25 protein-coding genes are annotated in these 18835 nt (G+C 58.6%); 22 read left to right on the plus strand and 3 right to left on the minus strand.

Going from position 1 to position 18835, the window contains the following annotated elements; translation table 11 throughout:
• Positions 1-243: 243 nt before the first annotated feature.
• The 21 genes from JJB09_RS18550 (at position 244) to JJB09_RS18650 (ending at position 17529) form a co-directional block, all read left to right on the plus strand.
• Positions 244-801, plus strand: a complete 558-nt coding sequence (locus tag JJB09_RS18550; RefSeq protein ID WP_201661553.1) for a hypothetical protein — start codon at positions 244-246, stop codon at positions 799-801.
• Positions 798-2480 (plus strand): terminase large subunit, encoded by a 1683-nt coding sequence (locus tag JJB09_RS18555; RefSeq protein ID WP_201661556.1) that lies wholly within the window; start codon positions 798-800, stop codon positions 2478-2480. Before JJB09_RS18550 ends, JJB09_RS18555 begins: the two co-directional genes overlap by 4 nt.
• A gap of 4 nt (positions 2481-2484) precedes the next feature.
• Positions 2485-3720 (plus strand): phage portal protein, encoded by a 1236-nt coding sequence (locus JJB09_RS18560; RefSeq protein ID WP_201661559.1) that lies wholly within the window; start codon positions 2485-2487, stop codon positions 3718-3720.
• A complete protein-coding gene (locus JJB09_RS18565; protein ID WP_201661561.1) occupies positions 3698-4552 on the plus strand; it encodes a head maturation protease, ClpP-related in 855 nt (284 codons plus the stop codon). The genes JJB09_RS18560 and JJB09_RS18565 overlap by 23 nt, the downstream gene beginning before the upstream one ends.
• A 12-nt stretch (positions 4553-4564) precedes the next feature.
• A complete protein-coding gene (locus JJB09_RS18570) occupies positions 4565-5803 on the plus strand; it encodes a phage major capsid protein (protein ID WP_201661565.1) in 1239 nt (412 codons plus the stop codon).
• Between the two features lie 64 nt (positions 5804-5867).
• The gene (locus JJB09_RS18575) at positions 5868-6446 is read left to right on the plus strand and encodes a head-tail connector protein (RefSeq protein ID WP_201661568.1); all 579 of its coding nucleotides are present in this window, start codon (positions 5868-5870) and stop codon (positions 6444-6446) included.
• Positions 6446-6778 carry a phage head closure protein gene (locus JJB09_RS18580; protein WP_201661570.1) on the plus strand — a complete coding sequence of 111 codons (333 nt, stop codon included), beginning with the start codon at positions 6446-6448 and terminating at the stop codon, positions 6776-6778. Before JJB09_RS18575 ends, JJB09_RS18580 begins: the two co-directional genes overlap by 1 nt.
• Positions 6778-6954, plus strand: a complete 177-nt coding sequence (locus JJB09_RS18585; protein WP_201661572.1) for a hypothetical protein — start codon at positions 6778-6780, stop codon at positions 6952-6954. Before JJB09_RS18580 ends, JJB09_RS18585 begins: the two co-directional genes overlap by 1 nt.
• On the plus strand, positions 6941-7399 hold the full coding sequence (locus JJB09_RS18590) for an HK97-gp10 family putative phage morphogenesis protein (RefSeq protein ID WP_343229053.1): 459 nt from the start codon (positions 6941-6943) through the stop codon (positions 7397-7399). The genes JJB09_RS18585 and JJB09_RS18590 overlap by 14 nt, the downstream gene beginning before the upstream one ends.
• Positions 7396-7782 (plus strand): DUF3168 domain-containing protein, encoded by a 387-nt coding sequence (locus JJB09_RS18595; protein WP_201661574.1) that lies wholly within the window; start codon positions 7396-7398, stop codon positions 7780-7782. The genes JJB09_RS18590 and JJB09_RS18595 overlap by 4 nt, the downstream gene beginning before the upstream one ends.
• 31 nt (positions 7783-7813) lie before the next feature.
• Positions 7814-8269, plus strand: coding sequence for a phage tail tube protein (locus JJB09_RS18600; protein ID WP_201661576.1), 456 nt, complete (start codon positions 7814-7816; stop codon positions 8267-8269).
• Positions 8266-8670 (plus strand): gene transfer agent family protein, encoded by a 405-nt coding sequence (locus JJB09_RS18605; protein ID WP_343229054.1) that lies wholly within the window; start codon positions 8266-8268, stop codon positions 8668-8670. Before JJB09_RS18600 ends, JJB09_RS18605 begins: the two co-directional genes overlap by 4 nt.
• On the plus strand, positions 8670-8819 hold the full coding sequence (locus JJB09_RS18610; RefSeq protein WP_201661580.1) for a hypothetical protein: 150 nt from the start codon (positions 8670-8672) through the stop codon (positions 8817-8819). The genes JJB09_RS18605 and JJB09_RS18610 overlap by 1 nt, the downstream gene beginning before the upstream one ends.
• Positions 8819-10735: a phage tail length tape measure family protein gene (locus tag JJB09_RS18615; RefSeq protein WP_201661581.1), complete on the plus strand. Its 1917-nt coding sequence runs from the start codon at positions 8819-8821 to the stop codon at positions 10733-10735. Before JJB09_RS18610 ends, JJB09_RS18615 begins: the two co-directional genes overlap by 1 nt.
• Positions 10735-11388 (plus strand): hypothetical protein, encoded by a 654-nt coding sequence (locus tag JJB09_RS18620; RefSeq protein WP_201661584.1) that lies wholly within the window; start codon positions 10735-10737, stop codon positions 11386-11388. Before JJB09_RS18615 ends, JJB09_RS18620 begins: the two co-directional genes overlap by 1 nt.
• Positions 11385-12113, plus strand: coding sequence for a hypothetical protein (locus tag JJB09_RS18625; protein WP_201661587.1), 729 nt, complete (start codon positions 11385-11387; stop codon positions 12111-12113). The genes JJB09_RS18620 and JJB09_RS18625 overlap by 4 nt, the downstream gene beginning before the upstream one ends.
• 3 nt (positions 12114-12116) lie before the next feature.
• On the plus strand, positions 12117-12527 hold the full coding sequence (locus JJB09_RS18630) for a DUF6950 family protein (protein ID WP_201661590.1): 411 nt from the start codon (positions 12117-12119) through the stop codon (positions 12525-12527).
• A 3-nt stretch (positions 12528-12530) separates the two neighbouring features.
• Entirely contained in the window at positions 12531-14978 is a 2448-nt protein-coding gene (locus JJB09_RS18635) for a phage tail protein (RefSeq protein ID WP_201661592.1), read from the plus strand.
• A gap of 3 nt (positions 14979-14981) precedes the next feature.
• Positions 14982-15416 carry a hypothetical protein gene (locus JJB09_RS18640; protein WP_201661595.1) on the plus strand — a complete coding sequence of 145 codons (435 nt, stop codon included), beginning with the start codon at positions 14982-14984 and terminating at the stop codon, positions 15414-15416.
• A complete protein-coding gene (locus tag JJB09_RS18645) occupies positions 15416-16885 on the plus strand; it encodes a hypothetical protein (protein WP_201661597.1) in 1470 nt (489 codons plus the stop codon). Before JJB09_RS18640 ends, JJB09_RS18645 begins: the two co-directional genes overlap by 1 nt.
• On the plus strand, positions 16885-17529 hold the full coding sequence (locus tag JJB09_RS18650) for a DUF4376 domain-containing protein (RefSeq protein ID WP_201661601.1): 645 nt from the start codon (positions 16885-16887) through the stop codon (positions 17527-17529). The genes JJB09_RS18645 and JJB09_RS18650 overlap by 1 nt, the downstream gene beginning before the upstream one ends.
• Here the strand turns inward: JJB09_RS18650 and JJB09_RS18655 are convergent.
• The 3 genes from JJB09_RS18655 to JJB09_RS18665 form a co-directional block, all read right to left on the minus strand.
• Positions 17516-17692: a hypothetical protein gene (locus JJB09_RS18655; protein ID WP_201661603.1), complete on the minus strand. Its 177-nt coding sequence runs from the start codon at positions 17690-17692 to the stop codon at positions 17516-17518. The genes JJB09_RS18650 and JJB09_RS18655 overlap by 14 nt on opposite strands.
• A gap of 289 nt (positions 17693-17981) precedes the next feature.
• Positions 17982-18203 carry a hypothetical protein gene (locus tag JJB09_RS18660; RefSeq protein WP_201661606.1) on the minus strand — a complete coding sequence of 74 codons (222 nt, stop codon included), beginning with the start codon at positions 18201-18203 and terminating at the stop codon, positions 17982-17984.
• Positions 18204-18257: 54 nt separating this feature from the next.
• Positions 18258-18524, minus strand: coding sequence for a DUF6894 family protein (locus tag JJB09_RS18665; protein WP_201661609.1), 267 nt, complete (start codon positions 18522-18524; stop codon positions 18258-18260).
• A gap of 170 nt (positions 18525-18694) precedes the next feature.
• Here JJB09_RS18665 and JJB09_RS18670 point away from each other — a divergent pair.
• On the plus strand, positions 18695-18835 hold a 141-nt coding region (locus tag JJB09_RS18670; RefSeq protein WP_201661612.1), incomplete at its 3' end, for a peptidoglycan-binding domain-containing protein.

An 18835-nucleotide genomic window follows, 5' to 3' on the forward strand; every position in this document is an offset into this window, starting at 1 on the left:
TGTTCCCGTCACGTAGCCGGCCAGACCGATTCACAGGCAAGCACGTAGCGCTGATCATCAGTCAGCATGCAAGCAAGCAGTAAGCGCACATTCGAACGATAACCACATAAGCCAGAAATCAGGCACCCAGGTGGGCGGGTCAAAGTCTGGAAGGCCTCGACCTGCTGCACCCGCGTCCCCCACATTCAGAGATTTTTTCCCTCCCAGTAAGTTTGCAGATGCAAACCGAGGTGCAAACCAACCATGTCAAAACACAAGAACGACAAGCCCATTGATTGGGTCGGTATCGAACGCGATTACCGCGCCGGTGTGATGGGCATCCGCGAAATTGCCCGTTGGTACGGTGTTTCTGACACTGCGATCCACAAGCGCGCGAAAGCCGATGGCTGGACCCGCAAAGAAGCGCCAAAGGGGCCGTTTCAGGAGCTACGCGAACAGAGGGCTGTGTCTATCGAGATCATCCCGCCAGCGTCTGTAAAACCCGAGGACCTTTCCGATCGTGGCCGCGCCATCGCTGCCAGGATGATGGACGAGCTAGAGGCCGTCACCGCCCATGTCGGAGATCTGGAAGACATGATCTGCGACGAGGAATCGGACCCTCGCCGCCGACAGGCGTTGCTCAAGGCTATCTCGCTTGGCGAGCGGGCGTCGACGCTGAAGAACCTCAGCACGGCAATCAAGACGCTAAACGAGGCGGCAACCCCAGAAGGCAAGAAGGCGCAGAAGCAGGCGGCTGCGGAAAAGGTCGGTGGCCGGTTCGCTGCACCATCGGCACCGAAGCTGGTCGTATCCAACAAATGAAGCAGTGGACGACTGCCTGTAAGGACTGGCAGAAACGCATCGTTGCCGGCAGACCGTTGATTGTCGCTCCACCATTGTTCCAGGACGAGTCTGACGCGGCGCTTGCAGTGTTCAAGTCGCTGCGTATCGTGGATGCGGCGGGAAGCCCTACATTTGGCGAAGCCTGCGAGCCATGGGTTTTCGATTTCGTCGCGTCGATTTTCGGCGCCTATGACCCGGAGAGCGGCAAGCGCCTGATCCGCGAGTTCTTCCTGCTCATCTCGAAGAAAAACGCAAAGTCGACCATAGCTGCCGGGATCATGCTAACGGCACTGATCCGAAACTGGCGTATGTCGGCGGAACTGCTGATTATTGCACCGACGATCGAGGTTGCACAGAACAGCTTTAAGCCGGCCGCCGACATGGTGCGGGCCGACGAAGAATTAGCCGACCTGCTTCATGTCCAGGATCACTACCGGACCATCACGCATCGGACGACCGGCGCGGTACTGAAGGTGGTGGCGGCCGATAACGACACGGTGTCGGGCAAGAAGGCCGCGTTTGTTTTGATTGATGAGCTTTGGGTGTTCGGAGCCAAGCCAAAGGCGGACGCGATGATCCGCGAGGCGACGGGCGGGTTGGTGTCGAGGCCGGAAGGCTTTGTCATTTCGCTTTCGACGCAATCCGACGCACCGCCTGCTGGGGTCTTCAAAGCCAAGCTTGACTATTTTCGCGACGTGCGGGACGGCAAGATCGAAGATATGAAGTCGCTTGGCGTCCTCTACGAGTTTCCGAAGGCAATGCTGGAAAGCGAAGCCTATCTGGATCCCAACAATTTCTACATCACCAACCCGAATCTTGGCCGATCTGTCAGCCGGGAATGGCTTGAAGACGAACTAAAAAAGGAATTGGCTAAGGACGCCAGCACCCGCAACACTTTCCTGGCCAAGCACCTCAATGTCGAAATTGGGCAAAGCCATCGAAACAACCGGTGGGCCGGAACTGACTTTTGGTCGCGTCGTGCTGAACCTGATCTTTCGTTGGACAGCCTGCTCGATCAGTCGGAGGTCGTTGTCGTCGGTATCGACGGCGGCGGGTTGGACGATCTTTTCGGCTTCGCCGCTGTCGGGCGTCACAAGGAAACGCGAGACTGGCTGGTCTGGACTCATGCCTGGTGTCACGAAGGTGTTCTTGAGCGACGTAAGTCGATCGCTCCGATGCTTCTCGACTTCAAGCGTGCCGATGAACTGACGATCGTTGACGACGAACTGGCGGACATCTCGGCAATCATTGAGATCATCGACACGATCAACAGGCGCGGGCTGCTGGCTTCGGTTGCAGTTGATCCGGCAGGGCTCGGCGAGATGATCGAAGCTCTAGCGGAAATCGATATTACGCAGGAAGGCGGTCAGCTAATCGGCGCACCGCAGGGATGGGCCATGATGAACGCCATCAAAACCGCTGAGCGTAAGCTGGCGAATGGAACGATGCGCCACGCCGGCTCAAAGCTGATGGCCTGGTGTGTTGGTAATCTCAAGATCGAACCGACCGCAACAGGCGTCCGCGCGACGAAGCAAAATGCCGGCGATGCGAAGATCGACCCGGTCATGGCTCTGTTCGATGCCGTCACCGTTATGAGCCGGAATCCTGAAGCTACCGGCCCCTCGGTCTATGAGCGGCGCGGCATTTTGGTGGTGTGATCGGATGAAGCTACTTGAAATGTTCCGCCGATCCCCGCCGCAGGCCTCCAAGGTATTCGCGATGGCTGGCGAGACCCAGACCTTCAACGGCATAGATGATCCTCGCCTCCTGGAGTTTATACGCATTGGCGGTGACGGGGGCAGCGCGATCTCGGCTAAGGAGGCCATGAAGAACACAGCGGTTTTCCGCTGCGTCACCTTGATATCCTACGCGATGGGCATGCTGCCTTTGCATCTGATTGACAGCGAGACGAAGGAAAAGGCGCGCGAGCACCCGTTGTTCAAACTCCTCCACCGTGAGCCGAACGACTGGCAGACCGCCTTCAATTTCCGCCAATTGATGCAGCGCCGCGCGCTCATCAGCGGCAACGCTTATGCGCTTATCGTGCGCTCTGGGCGACGGATTATCCGACTGGTACCGCTGGACCCTGAAATGATCGAGCCGCGCCAGCGCAACGACTGGTCCGTCGAATATGTTTATCGCCCGAAAGGCGGCGAGCGCGTTCTTGATCCGGTTGACGTTCTGCACATCTACGCGGATTCGGAAGACGGGCTGTCCGGCACATCGATGGTCAGGGTTGCCGCCGATGCAATTGCCTTGGCGCGTGATACGGAAAAGGCGCAAGCGCGCTTGTTCAAGAACGGAATGTTGGTCGGCGGCGCGCTGGTGCATCCGAACAAGATTGGTCCAGAAGCTCTGGCGTACCTACGCGAGAGCATGGAGGCGCGCTATCAAGGTGCGGAGAACGCCCACAAGTGGATGATCCTCGAAGAGGGCATGAAGCCGGAGAAATTCGCCAACACAGCGCAGGATAGCCAGCAGATCGAAACCCGCGCCTTGCAGGTCGAGGAAATCGGCCGCGCCTTCGGTGTACCGCGCCCGTTTCTGGGTGTCGACGATACGAGTTGGGGAACCGGTGTTGATATCCTCGGTCAGATTTTCGTCCGCTATGCGCTTAATCCATGGTTCACAGCTTGGGAACAGGCGATCAAGCGATCCTGCATGACTGACGCAGAGAAAGACCAACTCGAAGCCAAATTCAATGCCGGCGCGCTGCTGCGCGGATCGATGAAAGACCAAGCGGAATTCTTCGCCAAGGCGCTTGGCTCGGGCGGGCACCAGCCGTGGATGGAATATCCGGAAATCCGCGACTGGATGGATTTGCCGGAGCGCACGATTGCGCCGAACCCTCTCGCTCAAAAGAAGGAGCAGGCCAATGAGCCTCCGAAAGCTGCCTGAAGTCCAGGCATTCCAGAAGCCGGAATGGCTCAATTTCGAGCCTCCGGACCAGAACATTGATGCATTTGATCCAGCCGTCATTTCGGCCGGGGCAGACGATGCGACGGAGATCTCGATCTACGGGCAGATCGGCATCGATCCCTTCACGGCCGTCGACAACTCTGAACGCCGGATTGCTGCGGCGCTGCGCGCGATCGGCAAGCGTGACGTGACCGTCAGCATCAACTCACCTGGCGGCAGCTTTTTCTCCGGCCTCGCCATCTACAACTTGCTCCGTGCTCATCCCGCCAAGGTGACGATAAACGTAATCGGTATGGCCGGTTCGGCAGCGTCAGTGATTGCCATGTCTGGCGACGAGACGCTGATGGCCGATGGCTCGTTCATCATGGTTCACAACGCCTCCGGCGTCGTCGTTGGTAACAAGTTCAACGCGAAGGACGCAGCGGAGCTTTTGGCCGAGGTGGATGACGCCATGGCACATATTTATGCGGCGCGTGCGGGCGTCGATGCAAAAACGGCAGCGGCATGGATGGATCGCCGTCGCGGCGACGGCACCATGTTCAATGCTTCGTCTGCTATCGAGCAGGGGTTGGCAGACGGCAAGGTATCGGCCGCTGCTGTGAAGGTAAAGGCCGATGCCTCCAGGGCCGTCCCACGCGAACGTGTAATGGAAAACGCGCTGGTCGCCGCTGCAAGCATGTCTCCGCAAGATGCCAAGGCGTTCATTGCGGACCTCAAATCCGGCACGCGAGATGCTCCGGGAAACGTCACGCGCGACGCTGACGATCTGAAGGCTGCAATTCAGCAGCTTCGTTCAACAATCCGGTCATAACAGGAGATTCCCATGACCCAGATGATCAACTCGCGCAAAGCGCGCGGGCTCGTCGCTGTGCGCGCGGATGCGGGTAGCGACGTAAAGGCCCTCATTGCTGATCTGAACAAGGACTGGTCCGAGTTCAAGGCAACGATGGCTGACAAGGACAAGGAGCTTGCCAAGAAGTTCGATGATGTGGTGACGACGGAAAAGCTCGATCGCATCAATTCGAGCGTCGGCGATCTCCAGAAGGCGGTTGATGCAGCCAACATCAAGATTGCTGCCATGTCGGTCGGTGCTGGCGGCGACAAGCCGGTGAAGGACCGGGAGTATTCCGATGCGTTCATGGCCCACGTTCGTCGCGGCGATATCCAGGCATCGCTCAATAAGGGCACCGATCCGGAGGGCGGTTATCTGGCCCCGATCGAATGGGACCGCACGGTGACCGACAAGCTGAAGCTGGTTTCACCCATGCGGCAGATTGCATCGGTGCAGACCATTTCGACTGCCGGCTACTCGAAGCTCTACAATCTTCGTGGCACCACGTCCGGTTGGGTTGGTGAAAAGGCGGCGCGCCCCGAAACCAACACGCCGACTTTTGGCTCGATGACCTTCACGCCCGGTGAAATCTATGCCAATCCGGCAGCCACCCAGGCGATGCTGGATGACGCGCAGATCAATCTGGAAAGCTGGTTGGCAGACGAGGTGCAGACCGAGTTCGCCTATCAAGAGGGGCAGGCGTTTATCAGTGGCGACGGCACGAACAAGCCGGCCGGATTTCTGACCTTCATCACCGGGGCAGCCAACGCAGCCAAGAACCCGCTCGGGGCGATTGAGATCAAGACTACCGCTTCCGGCACGGCGATCACCGCTGATGAAATGCTGGAACTGGTCTACCTCCTGCCGTCTGTCTACACCGCCGGCGCAGGCTGGGTGATGAACCGAACAACCCAGGGCGTCATCCGCAAGCTCAAGGACGGGCAGGGCAACTATCTGTGGCAGCCGTCCTATGTTGCAGGTCAGCCTGCGCAGATCGCTGGCTATCCGGTTACGGAGATGTCGGGGATGCCGGACATCGCGCTAAGCGCCACGCCTATCGCCTTCGGTGACTTTGCGCGCGGCTACTTGATCGTCGATCGTGCTGGCGTCCGCGTCCTGCGCGACCCGTACACCAACAAGCCTTATGTGATGTTTTACACCACGAAGCGTGTTGGCGGCGGCGTCAACGATCCTCAGACCATCAAGGTCCTGAAGATGAAAGCTAGCTAATCGGCTTGCTGACATAGCGGGCGGCATCCATGCCGCTCGCGCCTTCCACTTGTTCGAGGTTATTATGCTCGCACCCGTTCGCACCATCGCACCGGCCGAAATGCCCATATCGCTCGTTGAAGCGAAAACGCATTTGCGCGTCGACCATAGCGACGACGATACCTTGATAGCAGGACTGATTGCATCAGCGGTCGATCATCTGGATGGCTGGACGGGGATTCTCGGTCGGGCCTTGGTTACGCAGACGTGGCGACAGGATTTTCCGCAATTTTGCTTTCGCAATCTGCCTCTCCCGCTCGCACCAGCGGTATCTGTTGTCGGTATATCCTATTTCGATGGCGAGAACGTACAGCAAACGCTTGCTGATACGGTTTACGGCTTGTCATCTGATGCTCTTGGCGCCTTTGTGGCATTGAAGCCTGATCAAACCTGGCCGAAGACCTACCCGAGACCTGATTCCGTGAGCGTCATTTATGTTGCCGGAGCTGATGTCGCTGATGTCCCGGCAGCTCTGAAGGTGGCAATCCTGCTTCTCGTTGGGAATTGGTACGAAAACCGATCGGCAACATCTACGACGGCCATGATGGCGTTGCCGTTTGCGGTAAATGCGCTGGTTGCACCATATCGTCGAGTTGGTGTCTGATGGCCGTAGGTAATCTCTACTATAAGATCGCAGCCTATACGAGGATGCCTACCGACGACGGTCTCGGCAATACCGTATCTGAGTGGGATGAACAGTTCCAGTGTCGTGCGGCCTATCATCACCTTCGTGGCGGCGAAAGCGTTATGGCTGCCCGACTTCAGGGCAAGCATACGCAGATCATCAGCGTTCGCTCTTCCTCGCAGACGCGGCAGATCACCACGGATTGGCAAGTGCGGGATGTGCGGACAGATGATGTGTTCAATATCCGTGACGTGACCCATGAAACCGATCGTGCCTGGATTTCGCTTCTGGTCGAAAAAGGGGTCGCCTAGTGGCGTGGGTGCTTTTCAAGGCCGATTTCGATTTCTCACCTGCAGCACGCAATGGCTGGGTAACGATCGCCTACAAGGCGGGAACGATCGCCAACGTCACGCGCGAATGTGCCGGCCTCGCACTAGCTGCGGACAGAGCAGAAAAGACCGGGAGGCCGAGCCGTGAAAATCAGTAATCTGGATCGCTTCAAGGCGAAACTCGCAGCGCTGCCAAAGGTGGCGAAGGACGAGATGCGCAAGGCGGTGGCCGACAGCGCAGAGGAAATCGTCGATCTGCAGAAGCGGCTTGCCCCTGTCGATGACGGCGATTTGCAGATGAGCATCAAATGGCGGTGGGGAAACGAGAAGCGCGAAGCCTATTCGCAGGACTTCGGTAGCATCAGCGGGAGCCACGAACTTTCGGCGCGGATCTTTGCCGGTGACAGCAAGGTGAGGTACGCGCACCTCGTCGAGTTCGGTGCAGCTCCGCACATTGCCGGTGGTAAATTCGAGGGTGCGCAGCATCCCGGTTCGCCCAAGCAGCCGTTTTTCTATCCCGGTTGGCGCACCGGCAAGAAGCGGGCGAAATCCCGTATCAGTCGCGCAATCACCAAGGCGGCAAAGAGAGTGGCGGCGGAATGATCGGCACGGAAGTTCAGAAGGCCATCCACGATGCGCTCATGGCCGCGCCTGCGGTGGCCGGTGGTCGGATCTACGACCGCGTGCCCGACAAGCCGACGTTTCCCTACATCACGATCGGCGATGAGCAGATCCTCGACGATGGCAACAGTTGCGATGACGGGTGGGAGGTCTTTCACGATCTCCATGCTTGGTCCCGCTCTGTCGGCTTTCCTGAGGTCAAGGGGCTGATCGCTGCCGCCGTGCCGCGTCTTGCCAGCATCGCCAGCATCGGCGGTCACACCCTGATCGCCGCAGAGGTCCAAGCTACCCGCGTCTTTCGAGATCCGGACGGCTTGACCAACCACGGCGTCATCACAGTGCGTTTCGTCATTACCCCGGTCTGACGGCCATTTTCCCAAAACAGGAGTTAAGACCATGGCCCCAGTCAAGGCTATGAACGGCACATCGTTGCTGATCCAGATCGGTGATGGTGCAACGCCGACCGAACTGTTCGCCCACGATTGCCTGATCAATACTGATCGCGGCATCCAGTTTCAGTCCGAAACCAACCGGCAGACCATTCCGGATTGTGACACGCCTGACGCGCTCGCCTGGCAATCGCTTTCCATGGACGCGAAATCAGCCACCATCACCGGTGCGGGTATGGTCCACACGGCCAGCATTCCGGAATGGCATGAATGGTTTGATTCCGGCGAGAGCAAGAATGTCCGCGTTCTGCTCAATGCCGTATCGGCCGCAAACGGTGGCGGTCATTGGGCCGGAAAATTCAAGCTCACCGGATGGGAAGTAACCGGCGCACGCAACGAGAAGGCGACATCGTCGGTGACGCTGGAATCCGATGGCGCGGTGACGTGGGTCGACGCCACGTGAGCCGGCATGCAGCGATCGAACTGGATTGGGCGGATGGAACCTATACTTTCCGCCTCGGTCTATCCGAGATCGAGGAATTGGAGCGTAAGCGCGATCTGGGGATCTTCCAGATCGTCACGCGACTTTCTCCCGAGATCCGACAGTGCCGTCTTCCCGACATTTCCGAGGTGATCCGCCTCGGCCTCATCGGTGGCGGCAAGTCCCCGACCGATGCGCTTGTGCTGGTGCGCCGCTACGTCGACGAGCGGCCGATCGATGAGAACCGCGACACTGCCTATGCCATCGCACTGGCGGGTCTGATGAGGGTTCACACCAGCGAAGTGGAAAAGCCCTCGGGGGAGCCGGAGGCGGCGAAGACGGACGGCTCGATTTCGCCGCCATCGCAGGATCAGCCGTCCTGATGAACGTCCCGAACTGGCAGTGCCACAGCCTCGGCGAATGGGCTGCCATCTGCAGGGCATGGAATAAGGCGCATGGCGGCAAGAGCGAAATTGAACCGCCTTCCGAAGCAGATTTCGAGGCTGCGATCATGGCGGCAAGGGGAATGTAATGGCTATCACCGTCGAGCGAATGGTTGCCGTGCTCGAAGCGCGGATGGATCAGTTTGACAAGAGCGTTGCGAAGTCCCGCGCGCAAGCTGTCGGTGACTTCCAGGCGATTACGACTGCCGGCGACAAGATGGAGGCTTCCATTGCCCGCCTCGGAGTTAGTGGCAAAAAGGGCTTTGACAACATGTCGAAGTCCATGAACTCCATCCAGGGACAGACCGGCAATCTTGCCGCGCAGTTCAACGACATCGGCGTGCAGCTTGCCGGTGGCCAGTCGCCTTTTCTGATCGCGCTTCAGCAGGGAACGCAGATCACGCAGGTGCTCGGTCAGGCCGGTGCGCGCGGCGCTGTGAGTGCTCTTGGTGGTGCGTTCATGTCGATGCTCAACCCTGTTTCGCTGGCGACGATTGCCGCCATCACACTCGGTGGCACGATGATCCAGTATTTTTCGAGCCTGATATCCGAGGGCGAGAAATCTGAAGAAACGCTTGAGAAGCAGGCGGCTTTGATCAAGTCCGTCTCGGAGAAATGGGGCGAAGCATACCCCGCTATCAAGGCCTATAACGACCAAATCCAGCGGGCTCGGGAACAGGCGGATCTACTCGCTGCAATCGATATCGTAAAGCAGGACCAACTTAAGGACGTGCCGGCACTGCTTGAGCAGATGTCGATTGAGATGGCCGATTTCGTCAGTCAGCTGCAGTTGGCAGGTGAAGAGGACGAGCAGATCATCAACCTGCAAAACGCGATCAACAGCGCAGCAGAGAAAATGAGGGAAGGCAAGGATGCCTCCGGCGAACTCAACGCCGCGATGGACATCCTGAAGGGCGGTATCGAGAACACGGCGAACCCTGCCGTGCAGTCGATGATCGAACTGCTTGGGACATTGGCAGCCGTCTCGCAGACGACAGCGCAAGCGGTGGCGAGTGTGGTCAATAGTGCCGCCAAGGTGCAGGAGCAACTGCAGAACACCATCCAGGGTGCGACCTTCAGAGACAAGGATGGCAAGACCCGGCTTACATCGGAATTTACGCCGGTCAGCACACCGGGATCGCCTGAAAACCGGCCATTAGTCGAGCTGGAGGGGCTCCCCGGATCCGACAAACGTCCTGTCGGCTCCAAGGCCGATCCCTTTAGGTCAGCGGCGGATTCTCTTGCCGAACGTACCAAAGCTCTCGAAGCGCAGCGCGCGGCGCAGGCGTCGATAAACCCTCTGGTCAACGACTACGGCTATGCGCTGGAGAAGGCGAAGGCCAAACAGGATCTGTTGGCAGCCGCGGAGAAGGCCGGCAAGGAAATCACGCCGCAGCTCGCTGCGGAAATCGACAAAGTATCCGAGGCCTATGCGCGAACGAGTGTCGAACTGGCAAAGCTTTCGGAAGCCCACAAGGAAGCACGCGAGGCGATCCAGTTCCAGAAAGACATTCTGAATGGCGCGCTGTCGGATATGCGATCGGCACTGGAAGACGGAAAGCTGACCTGGGAAGACCTCGGCAACGTGGCTTTGAACGTCCTGAACAAGATCGCCGACAAGCTGCAGAGCATGATGGTTGATCAGCTGTTCAGTTCGGGGCTTGGCGGTCTGTTCGGCGGCATTCTCGGCGGCGGCTTCCAGGCCAACACGACGCTCGGCGGCTTTCTTGGCGCCGGGGCGGCGTCTGGGGCAAAGGTCATGTCATCGGCTCCGAAGCTGCCAGCAGCGGCATCAATGGCGAAGTCCTCAAATGTGCATGTGACCGTCGGCGTGTCTGCAGACAACAACGGCAACCTCAAGCCATTTGTCGAGAAGGTCGCCAATGGCGCGGCCGGCAAGGCCTATGCCGCATCGACAGAGCAGTTCAACACTTGGCGCAAAGCAGGGCTAAACGACGACGTTGGCAAGATGATGCGCTCGCCACGGATCAAGGGGCGTGGATAATGGCAGTTACATTCCCGCTCTCGCTCGCGTCCTTCTGGGAAGCGATCAACTTCGCCAACCGCCCGGCGTTCACGACCAACCAGTATCAGGAATCGTCTATGGACGGCGGCGGCAATGTGCTCGTCGCCCAGTACGGTCAGCCCAAATGGACTTTTTCGGTCAAGACGGTGCCGCAATGGCATTCGCACGACATTCCGGCCGTCGCACTGGTCAACCAGCTGGTCGCACGCCGTGGCACGTTCTTCGCCTACGACACCCGCCGGCCGTTTCCGAAAAACGATCCGAAGGGGCTGGTACTTGCGGCACGCACGATTACGATCGAGACCAAGGGAGCAAACAATCGAAGCATTGGGCTGCAGGGGTTCACCGCATCGTTTCAACTGTCAGTCGGCGACATGCTGTCTGTCACTGACGGCGCAGGCAAGTTCCAGCTTCTGGAAGTCAGCGAAAACGCTATCGCAAACGGTCTTGGCAAAACGCCTGTTTTCGAGGTCCAGCCTTTCCTTGCGACGTGGATCGCTGTCGGTCAGACCGTGACGCTGATCAAGCCACCCGGCAAGTTCCGCATCGTGCCCGCCACGTTCACAGGCGATGACGGCTCTGGCAACATGGGCGGCGGTTTTTCCTTCCAGGCACTTTCGGTGCCGGCATGAAGATCTATTCCAGCGCAATCAACAGCTATCGAAACGGCCTGAAGACCTTCAATGCCGTCCACCTGATCAGCTTCCGTGTCCGCAACAGGTCCGACAATACCCGCGTCTGGTTCAACTTCTCCAGCCGCGATTACAACGAGATGATCCAGGTCGTTGACCAGTCTAACGGCTCGCTCGAATATCGCGACTATTGGGGCGATGGCGCGATCGTCGGTGCCGATCCCATCGTCAGGTCTGAAGGCACCGGCATCCGCAATTTCAGCGTCTCGCTATCGGCGGTCCATACGGCCGTGCTTGACATGGTTCGCGGTTACGACGCGCGCGATGCTCTGGTCGAATACAATATCGGCGAGGTCGACGAAGCAACGGGGCTGCTGGTCGATACGCCAGTTTGCGAGTTCGTCGGTTATCTCGACAGTGGCGCGTTCCAGACCGGCGAGATCAACCCGCTGACCAGCGAGACGGCCGAAAGCACTTTCCCGCTCTCGATCAACGGCCACAAGGCGGCGTTGCTGCAGACCAACACCGACATGCTTTCGCGCTCGGTCGGACAGGAGCGCAGCGGCGACGACATTTTCCGCTATGTCGACGAGGCTCCGACATGGAACATCCTGTGGGGCAAGGGCGGAAAGAACAAGCGCAATGTCGTTTCTCATCACGGCACAGGCGGCAAAGACCCCCGCTCGGAACCACCGGCAACACCGCATACCTGGGGCAGGGGATAATCATTGGCATACCTGAAGCTGACGAGGCGGGATGACTGGCATCCGCGCCTGCTAGACTATGTGCATGCGCAGGAGCGCACCCCGTTTAATTGGGGGCAGAGCGATTGCCTGCTGTTCGTGGCCGGAGCGATCGAGGCCATGACCGGCGAGGACGTCGCGGCACCTTATCGCGGCAAGTATTCGAGCTTCGAGGAGGCTCGGGCGCTGCTCGGCAAATCGACGCTCTCGTTCGTTCGATCGCAACTGCGCGAACGCGAACACCAGACGCGCGCCATGGGCGGCGATATCGGCGCGAAGAAGGAGGGCGGCGACTGGACCTATGGCGTGTTCGTCGGGCCGTATCTCTACGTCAAGACGGCTGACGGTGTCGGCATCCTTCCCCGCAGCGAAGCGCAGAAAGCATTCGAGGTCTGATCGATGGTCGCAGCTGTCGCTACCGCAATCGCGCCGATCTTCGGCGCGGCCTCGACCACTGTCGCAACGGTCGGCCTCTATGCCGCTACCACGGCGGCCAGCTACTTCGTCCAGCAGGCGACCGCACCGAAACCGGAGAGCGGCACCAAGTTGCAGGCGAGTTTCGGCGGCGCGACTGCGCAGTCGATCATAATCGGCGAGAAGGAAACAGCCGGGCACTGGATCTATGCGGGCTCCTGGGGCCGGCCGAACAAGACGCCGAACGGCTACTATGTCCGCGTCTACGTGCTTTCGGCTGTCAGGGTAACCGGCTTCAAGTCGACCGTCTGGCGCGACAACGTCAAGGACAGTCTCGACGAAACAGCTTCCTCCGGCATCGTCAACGGCAAGACCTTCGGCAAGCCCGTCGTCGGCCTGAAGGATGGCGACGAACCGCAGGCGTGGATCAAGTTCCTCGACGGCACGCAGACAGTCGCCGACGATTATCTCGTCGAGGTGTTTGGCGGTCTGGCGAGCCGGCCATGGACAGCCGCCATGATCGGACGCGGCCGGCCGATGATGATCGTCACCGAGCGCTATAACAAAAAAGCGCCGAGTTCGACGCACAATTTCACTGCTGTCCCTCAAGGGATGCCGCTCTACGACTGGCGCAAGGATTCGACCAATGGCGGTTCGGGTTCGCATCGTTGGGGCGACGAAAGTACCTATGAGTATTCGGCCAATCCGTTCGTTGCCGCTTACAACATCAAGCGCGGCATCTATCGCGGTTCCGAGTGGCTTTATGGTGGCCGCAACTGGCCGGCGCGGCGCTTCGACAACGACAGCTGGACGGCGGCGGCAAACGTCTGCGACGAGAACGTAACGCTCGCCAATGGCAGTACCGAGAAGCGTTGCCGGGTCGGCATGGAGTTCAATCTCTCCGAAGAACCGTTGACCGTCATCGAGCGCATTCTGTCGGCCTGCAACGGTCGCCTGGTCGAAAGCGGCGGAATCTACAAGGTTTATGCCGGTGCTATTCCGGCAGCGGTCGTCTCGATCACCGACGACGATATCGTCATCTCGCAGGGCGTTTCCGGCGACATGTTCCCCGGCCGTGAGAGCGTCTATAATTCCGTGACCGGCAGCTATTGCGAGCCCGAGAACGGCGGGCAGATGAAGGCATTCAAACGCCGCACCAATGCCGACCAGCTGGCGGCCGACAATGGCCAGATCCGCGCTATAGAGATGACCCTCGACTATTGCCGATCGAACACCCAGGCACAGCGCGTGGCGCGGTTTGCGGTCAACGACAATCTGCGGCTGGTCAAGCATGTGATTCCGCTGCCGGCATGGGCGCGCAAGCTGGAACCCGGCGACGTCATCAACTGGAATTCGACCCGCCTCGGCTACGTCAACAAGAAGTTCATCGCCGGTGATGTCACACTCGGCAATGACGGCATTGTCTGGCTTGCCATTCGAGAAGCGAACCCAAATGACAGCGACTGGACCGTCGGCGATGAAGACCCTTACACGGTCGGCGTCTATGGCGACATCGTGCCGTCCAGCCAGACATTTGCCGCCACGGTTTCGGCGATCAACATCCGCAACAATGCAGGCACACCCCGGAGGCCGGGTATCCGGATCGCGGCGACGGTCGATGCCGACGATGTCGACTGCAAGGCGCTCAAATACCGGGTGCGGCTGAAGGACACCGGCACGATCATTGCCAAAGGACGCGACGATGATTTCTTCGACGAATTCGGGGCGAATACGATCGACATCGCCCACGCCGCCTTCCTGCCGGGTGAAGACTACCAGGTCATATACAAGGTTATTCCTTACTCCGACCGCGCCACGGGCTGGAGCGCCTGGGGGGCTGGCAACGTCACGCTGACCAACGTCCCGTTTGCAAGACAGGACATTGCCCAGGGCGCGATCGGCAATGCCGAGATCGACACCGATGCGGTCACCACGGGAAACATCCGCAAGAACCAGATCTCGCAAAAGCAGGCGATGACAGGATCCGCAGGCGGCAGCTTCACCAACGCAGCCAAGCACTCCGGCGATGATTTCGTCATCCAGATGAATGGTGCCAAGTCGATCAACAACGAAAACGGATCGCTGATCCTGGTCGATGTCGATATCACCCTGGCTGCCTTTTACAGTTACCCGGGAGCGAGCGGCCCGATCAGCCGCTATGCAGAGGGGACTTTGACGCTCTATCGGCAGGACGCCGGTAGCACCAAGCAGACCCCGATACGCAGCTGGAAGGTCGACGCGGTCAGCAAGCAGAAGAAAAACACGTATTCGTCCAACCATACATTGCACATCAAAGAGACATTTGCCGGTGGCGACGCCTCGGTTGCGACCGTGCGCTACTTTCTGAAGCTCAAATGGAAATGCCAGTGCACGATGGGTTCCAGCGGCGTCAGCGCCAACGCGAAAATGCAGGTTTACTGGAACAGGAGGTAGACGATGATAACCGCAACCTATTTCCAGACGTCAGACGGGCGGATTGTCATGATCCTGCCTTTCGAAGATGGAACCGCGACCAGCATAATCAATGCCGAAACGCCTGCGGGCTGCGCCTGGATCGACGCGCCGCAAGCCAACATCAACACCGACTATGTTGCCGGCGGCACGACGCTGACGCAGCGGCCGCAGTTGATTGCCGATGGCGTGACGTCGGTCGACCTGTCGCCCGATGGCGTCGACAACATCACCTTCGCATTGCCGAACGGAGCCGTCATCACGCTTGACGATGGCAGCACCTATACGGCGGCTGGCTCCGAGAGCTTCACCTTCAAGACGGCGATCAATGGCGAGTGGGTCTACAGTTTCACGCCGCCGTGGCCGACCATGCCGCTGCTGCTGATGATCACCGCGTCCGGTCAGGTGGACGTGGTCTGATGGTGCTTATCAGCAAGGTTCAGAAGGCCTGGCCGACCGTCATCGTCGCCACGGCCCGTCCCAAGGCAATTGTCATCTCCAATCTGGTCGTCACCGACAGCGATCTAGATTTCGTCCGGCTCTATCGCTATCCGACCGCAACCGACGCGACGAACCACACCAACTTCACCATTCTCGGGCCGATCTACGAACAGAAGTACCGCGACGAGGAAGCGCTCGCCGACGAGACGAACTATTGGTATCGGGCCACATACTTCGACATCTACGGCAATGAAAGCGCGCGCTCTGCGGCCAAGAACGAGACCAACAAGCGCATTGTGACTGCTGATATCGCCCCGGCAGCTGTGGGCACTTCGAATCTTGCCAGCAACGCTGTTTTCCCAATCAACTTTAATCCGCGAGACACATCCTGCATCTTGCGTGACAGCGAGATGGAAACCCCGTCGATGTGGGCTCTCTACAAGAGGCCGGCAAGTGGCGCCTACATCGATGTTGGGACACTTACCCTTAACCACCAGCTCAACCCGTCCTCCGATGGCATCGGTTACTCAAAGTACCGCTTCTATCTGACCACGACGGGCATATTGACCGCTGGAAAGTGGGAAGAGTTCGGTATCGACAGCGATGCAAACAATGTCGTTGAGCCGGGGAGAGACTACTACTTCTCTGTCGTCGTCAGGCCTCAGTCCACCACTTCCACCGCATTCGCCATCCTTACCGTCAATCTCTACGTGCTCTGGTACGGGTTGGACGCATCCGGCAATCTCGTATATCTCAGCAACTCGACCACCACGTCGGTTTCGTCTGGTGGCTCCCTGAGCACGATGTCCATCAAGGCCACCAACGGTGCGCCGGCCAATGCCACCAGATGCGCGATACGCGTCACCGTGGAAGCCACTGCGATTGCTGCGCATACCGCTCCTCTGAACCTCTATGTATCGTCGCCCATTATCAAGCAGGCTGTCGACAAGTGGTTGATCGCGGATGCCTCCGTGACCGGTGCGAAGATGGCGCTCAATGCGATTGGCAGCGAGAACATCATCAACAACACCATCGTTGCTGGAGACATAGCAGCCAACGCCATCGGGGCCTCCGAACTACAGAACGACCTGTTCAAGCGCGGCCATGCTTATGCTGCCGCCAACTTCGGCAGCTTCGGCACAGGCGGTCCAGCCGTGCAGAACATCAACGTGACCCATGGCGCTGGGGCCAATTCTGTCATCCTCCTCGGGCAAGTGCGCAACACCTCGGGTGCGTCAAAGGTCTGGAACGTCACCATCGTCAACGGTGCTGGTACGGTGATGGCTCAGACGGGTAACGTGACCGTTCCAGATGGTGGCCTGATAACGCTGTTTGGTATCGAGGGTTCCCCAACAGGGACGAGCACAAACTACTACCTGAACGTGACAAGCACGACAGCAGGCAATGATTGCGGCAACCGGCGACTGTTAGGATTCACACTGTGGTAATGGTTTCCATCTTTCTCAAGACTGATCGGACCATTCCAGATGGCCCGACGCACAACGCTGGTCGCATTCTCAGAACTTGGGATGCGGCCCCGCCGAAACTAGTCCAGAAAGGGGTTTTTGACGAAGAAGGCAATTCCTTGCCTGACATCGTGACAGATGTTCCGCTGTCCGACTACCTCACTGAAGTTCTGGCCTCTGACGAGGACTGGATCGAAGGTGAATGGCCGGACGACGAATACATGGTCGACGTTGCCACTAAGGAGCCGCACCTCGGCCAGCCGGATCGAGACGCGGGCCAAATACTTCGAGCGATCAAGGTGGAGCATGAGCGCCGAGAGCTTGCAGGAAAGCTGTTCTCCGGCGTGCATATCACCGGCGAAGACAAGATGGTGCGCAACCTGCAAAGCCTTGCGAGCATCGCCCAGCTCAAGATCGCCCAAGGGGATGCCTCGACGTTCACCTTCAAGGACGGTAGTGACGTTGTCCACGAGATCACATGGCAGGCGATCTTCAATATCTGGTTGGCCTCCACCGCCTATGTGACCCAGCTGTACACCGCCAAGTGGGCGTTGCAGACCATGGAGCCGATACCGGCGGATTTTGCTGACGATCGGTGGTGGCCATCGCACACTAGCGGTTCTTGAACATCGCTACGAACCCAAGATCGTAGTGCAGCATGCAGCGGTCATCGCCCCGATTGTCAACGCGCGGGCAGCCCTCCGCCCGGGCGATCTCCTTCAACAACAGGGGCATCGTCATGTCCTCGATCTTCTCCAGCATCGCGTTCGCGTCATAGCGGCGCTTCATCCCGCACTTCTCGCAAACGACCGCGATCTTGCCGCCCCGGTGATCGGATAGCCTCGGAATTGAATATCGCAGCGGTGGTTTGCGCATGGCCATCTCTGTCGTTGCCTCTCTCATAAAAGCAGGCGACGCGCTTCTCGTCAAAACCCCAAATGGAGCAGCATTTTATGAAAACGACGTCGGACATCCAGCCGCGACCGCTGTCACTTTGGCTACAAGTTGCCAAGTGGGCACTGCAGAAAATGGAGCCCATCCCGGCCAACATTACCGACGATCAGTGGTAGCCGGCGGCCTACCAGTAGTCACTTGGCTCAAAGCCCAACACAGCCCAGATAACCACGATCACCAGCAGCAAGACCAGCAATGCACCAACTGCCACAATAGTCTCGACCATGTGCTCCGTCCGATTATCTTCTGGAGCTCTAACCGCCGAAGCGGACATATCGTTCCTTCCCAGAACACCCAAACGGATGATCCCCGAAAGTTGAATAGAAGTTTCATGTTTGTGCTTCATCCCGGGTTCGTGCCCGCGATGTTCGTGGTTCATTCCTGAAACAATAATATTTGGTCAAAGTATGGGACGATTATGGACATCCAATCCCGTGTTCGGCCGGCGGGAGGTGCCGCTTGGCGAAACGCTATCCAGCAGCACCCCCGAGCTATCATGGACCTCGATAACGGCCGTAGGGGAAGTCGTGTCCTCTAACCCGGTATTCAGCTTGGCCGCAGCTTCAGAGGCCAGCGCCAGGGCGGCCTCAAGATCCGGCAATTCGTGTGCAAAGGGTTCGCTGACGCTGTGATCGTGCATGCACAGCGTGAAGTAATACAGAGGCAATCATTGTCTCCGGGGTTTGCATGAAGTTGATGCTCGCACACCGGGGGATTTCATATCCCCGAACGAGTTCAACAGACTTCCGAGTCTAAAGTTGTGCTGGTTTCCAAATCTTTAACGCCGGGTAGGCGTGCACGCCACATATCGCAGGTTTCTCAATAAGGAAAATCGCAATGAAGACGACGTTGGACATCCAGCGCCGACTGAAGGAGCTCGGCTATGATCCGGGATCCTTGGACGGCATACTTGGCCGACAGACGATCGCCGCGCTCAAACGCTACCAGACGGCAATGCATCTGGCCGTCGACGGCATT

It is taken from the genome of Phytoamicus setariae (assembly GCF_016722925.1).
GTDB classification, from domain to species: domain Bacteria; phylum Pseudomonadota; class Alphaproteobacteria; order Rhizobiales; family Rhizobiaceae; genus Rhizobium_E; species Rhizobium_E setariae.

Coding starts and splice junctions, on each gene's coding strand:
- JJB09_RS18550 (WP_201661553.1), top strand. CDS start 244: ATGTCAAAACACAAGAACGACAAGCCCATTGATTGGGTCGGTATCGAA.
- JJB09_RS18555 (WP_201661556.1), top strand. CDS start 798: ATGAAGCAGTGGACGACTGCCTGTAAGGACTGGCAGAAACGCATCGTT.
- JJB09_RS18560 (WP_201661559.1), top strand. CDS start 2,485: ATGAAGCTACTTGAAATGTTCCGCCGATCCCCGCCGCAGGCCTCCAAG.
- JJB09_RS18565 (WP_201661561.1), top strand. CDS start 3,698: ATGAGCCTCCGAAAGCTGCCTGAAGTCCAGGCATTCCAGAAGCCGGAA.
- JJB09_RS18570 (WP_201661565.1), top strand. CDS start 4,565: ATGACCCAGATGATCAACTCGCGCAAAGCGCGCGGGCTCGTCGCTGTG.
- JJB09_RS18575 (WP_201661568.1), top strand. CDS start 5,868: ATGCTCGCACCCGTTCGCACCATCGCACCGGCCGAAATGCCCATATCG.
- JJB09_RS18580 (WP_201661570.1), top strand. CDS start 6,446: ATGGCCGTAGGTAATCTCTACTATAAGATCGCAGCCTATACGAGGATG.
- JJB09_RS18595 (WP_201661574.1), top strand. CDS start 7,396: ATGATCGGCACGGAAGTTCAGAAGGCCATCCACGATGCGCTCATGGCC.
- JJB09_RS18600 (WP_201661576.1), top strand. CDS start 7,814: ATGGCCCCAGTCAAGGCTATGAACGGCACATCGTTGCTGATCCAGATC.
- JJB09_RS18610 (WP_201661580.1), top strand. CDS start 8,670: ATGAACGTCCCGAACTGGCAGTGCCACAGCCTCGGCGAATGGGCTGCC.
- JJB09_RS18615 (WP_201661581.1), top strand. CDS start 8,819: ATGGCTATCACCGTCGAGCGAATGGTTGCCGTGCTCGAAGCGCGGATG.
- JJB09_RS18620 (WP_201661584.1), top strand. CDS start 10,735: ATGGCAGTTACATTCCCGCTCTCGCTCGCGTCCTTCTGGGAAGCGATC.
- JJB09_RS18625 (WP_201661587.1), top strand. CDS start 11,385: ATGAAGATCTATTCCAGCGCAATCAACAGCTATCGAAACGGCCTGAAG.
- JJB09_RS18635 (WP_201661592.1), top strand. CDS start 12,531: ATGGTCGCAGCTGTCGCTACCGCAATCGCGCCGATCTTCGGCGCGGCC.
- JJB09_RS18640 (WP_201661595.1), top strand. CDS start 14,982: ATGATAACCGCAACCTATTTCCAGACGTCAGACGGGCGGATTGTCATG.
- JJB09_RS18645 (WP_201661597.1), top strand. CDS start 15,416: ATGGTGCTTATCAGCAAGGTTCAGAAGGCCTGGCCGACCGTCATCGTC.
- JJB09_RS18650 (WP_201661601.1), top strand. CDS start 16,885: ATGGTTTCCATCTTTCTCAAGACTGATCGGACCATTCCAGATGGCCCG.
- JJB09_RS18655 (WP_201661603.1), bottom strand. CDS start 17,692: ATGAAGCGCCGCTATGACGCGAACGCGATGCTGGAGAAGATCGAGGAC.
- JJB09_RS18660 (WP_201661606.1), bottom strand. CDS start 18,203: ATGAAGCACAAACATGAAACTTCTATTCAACTTTCGGGGATCATCCGT.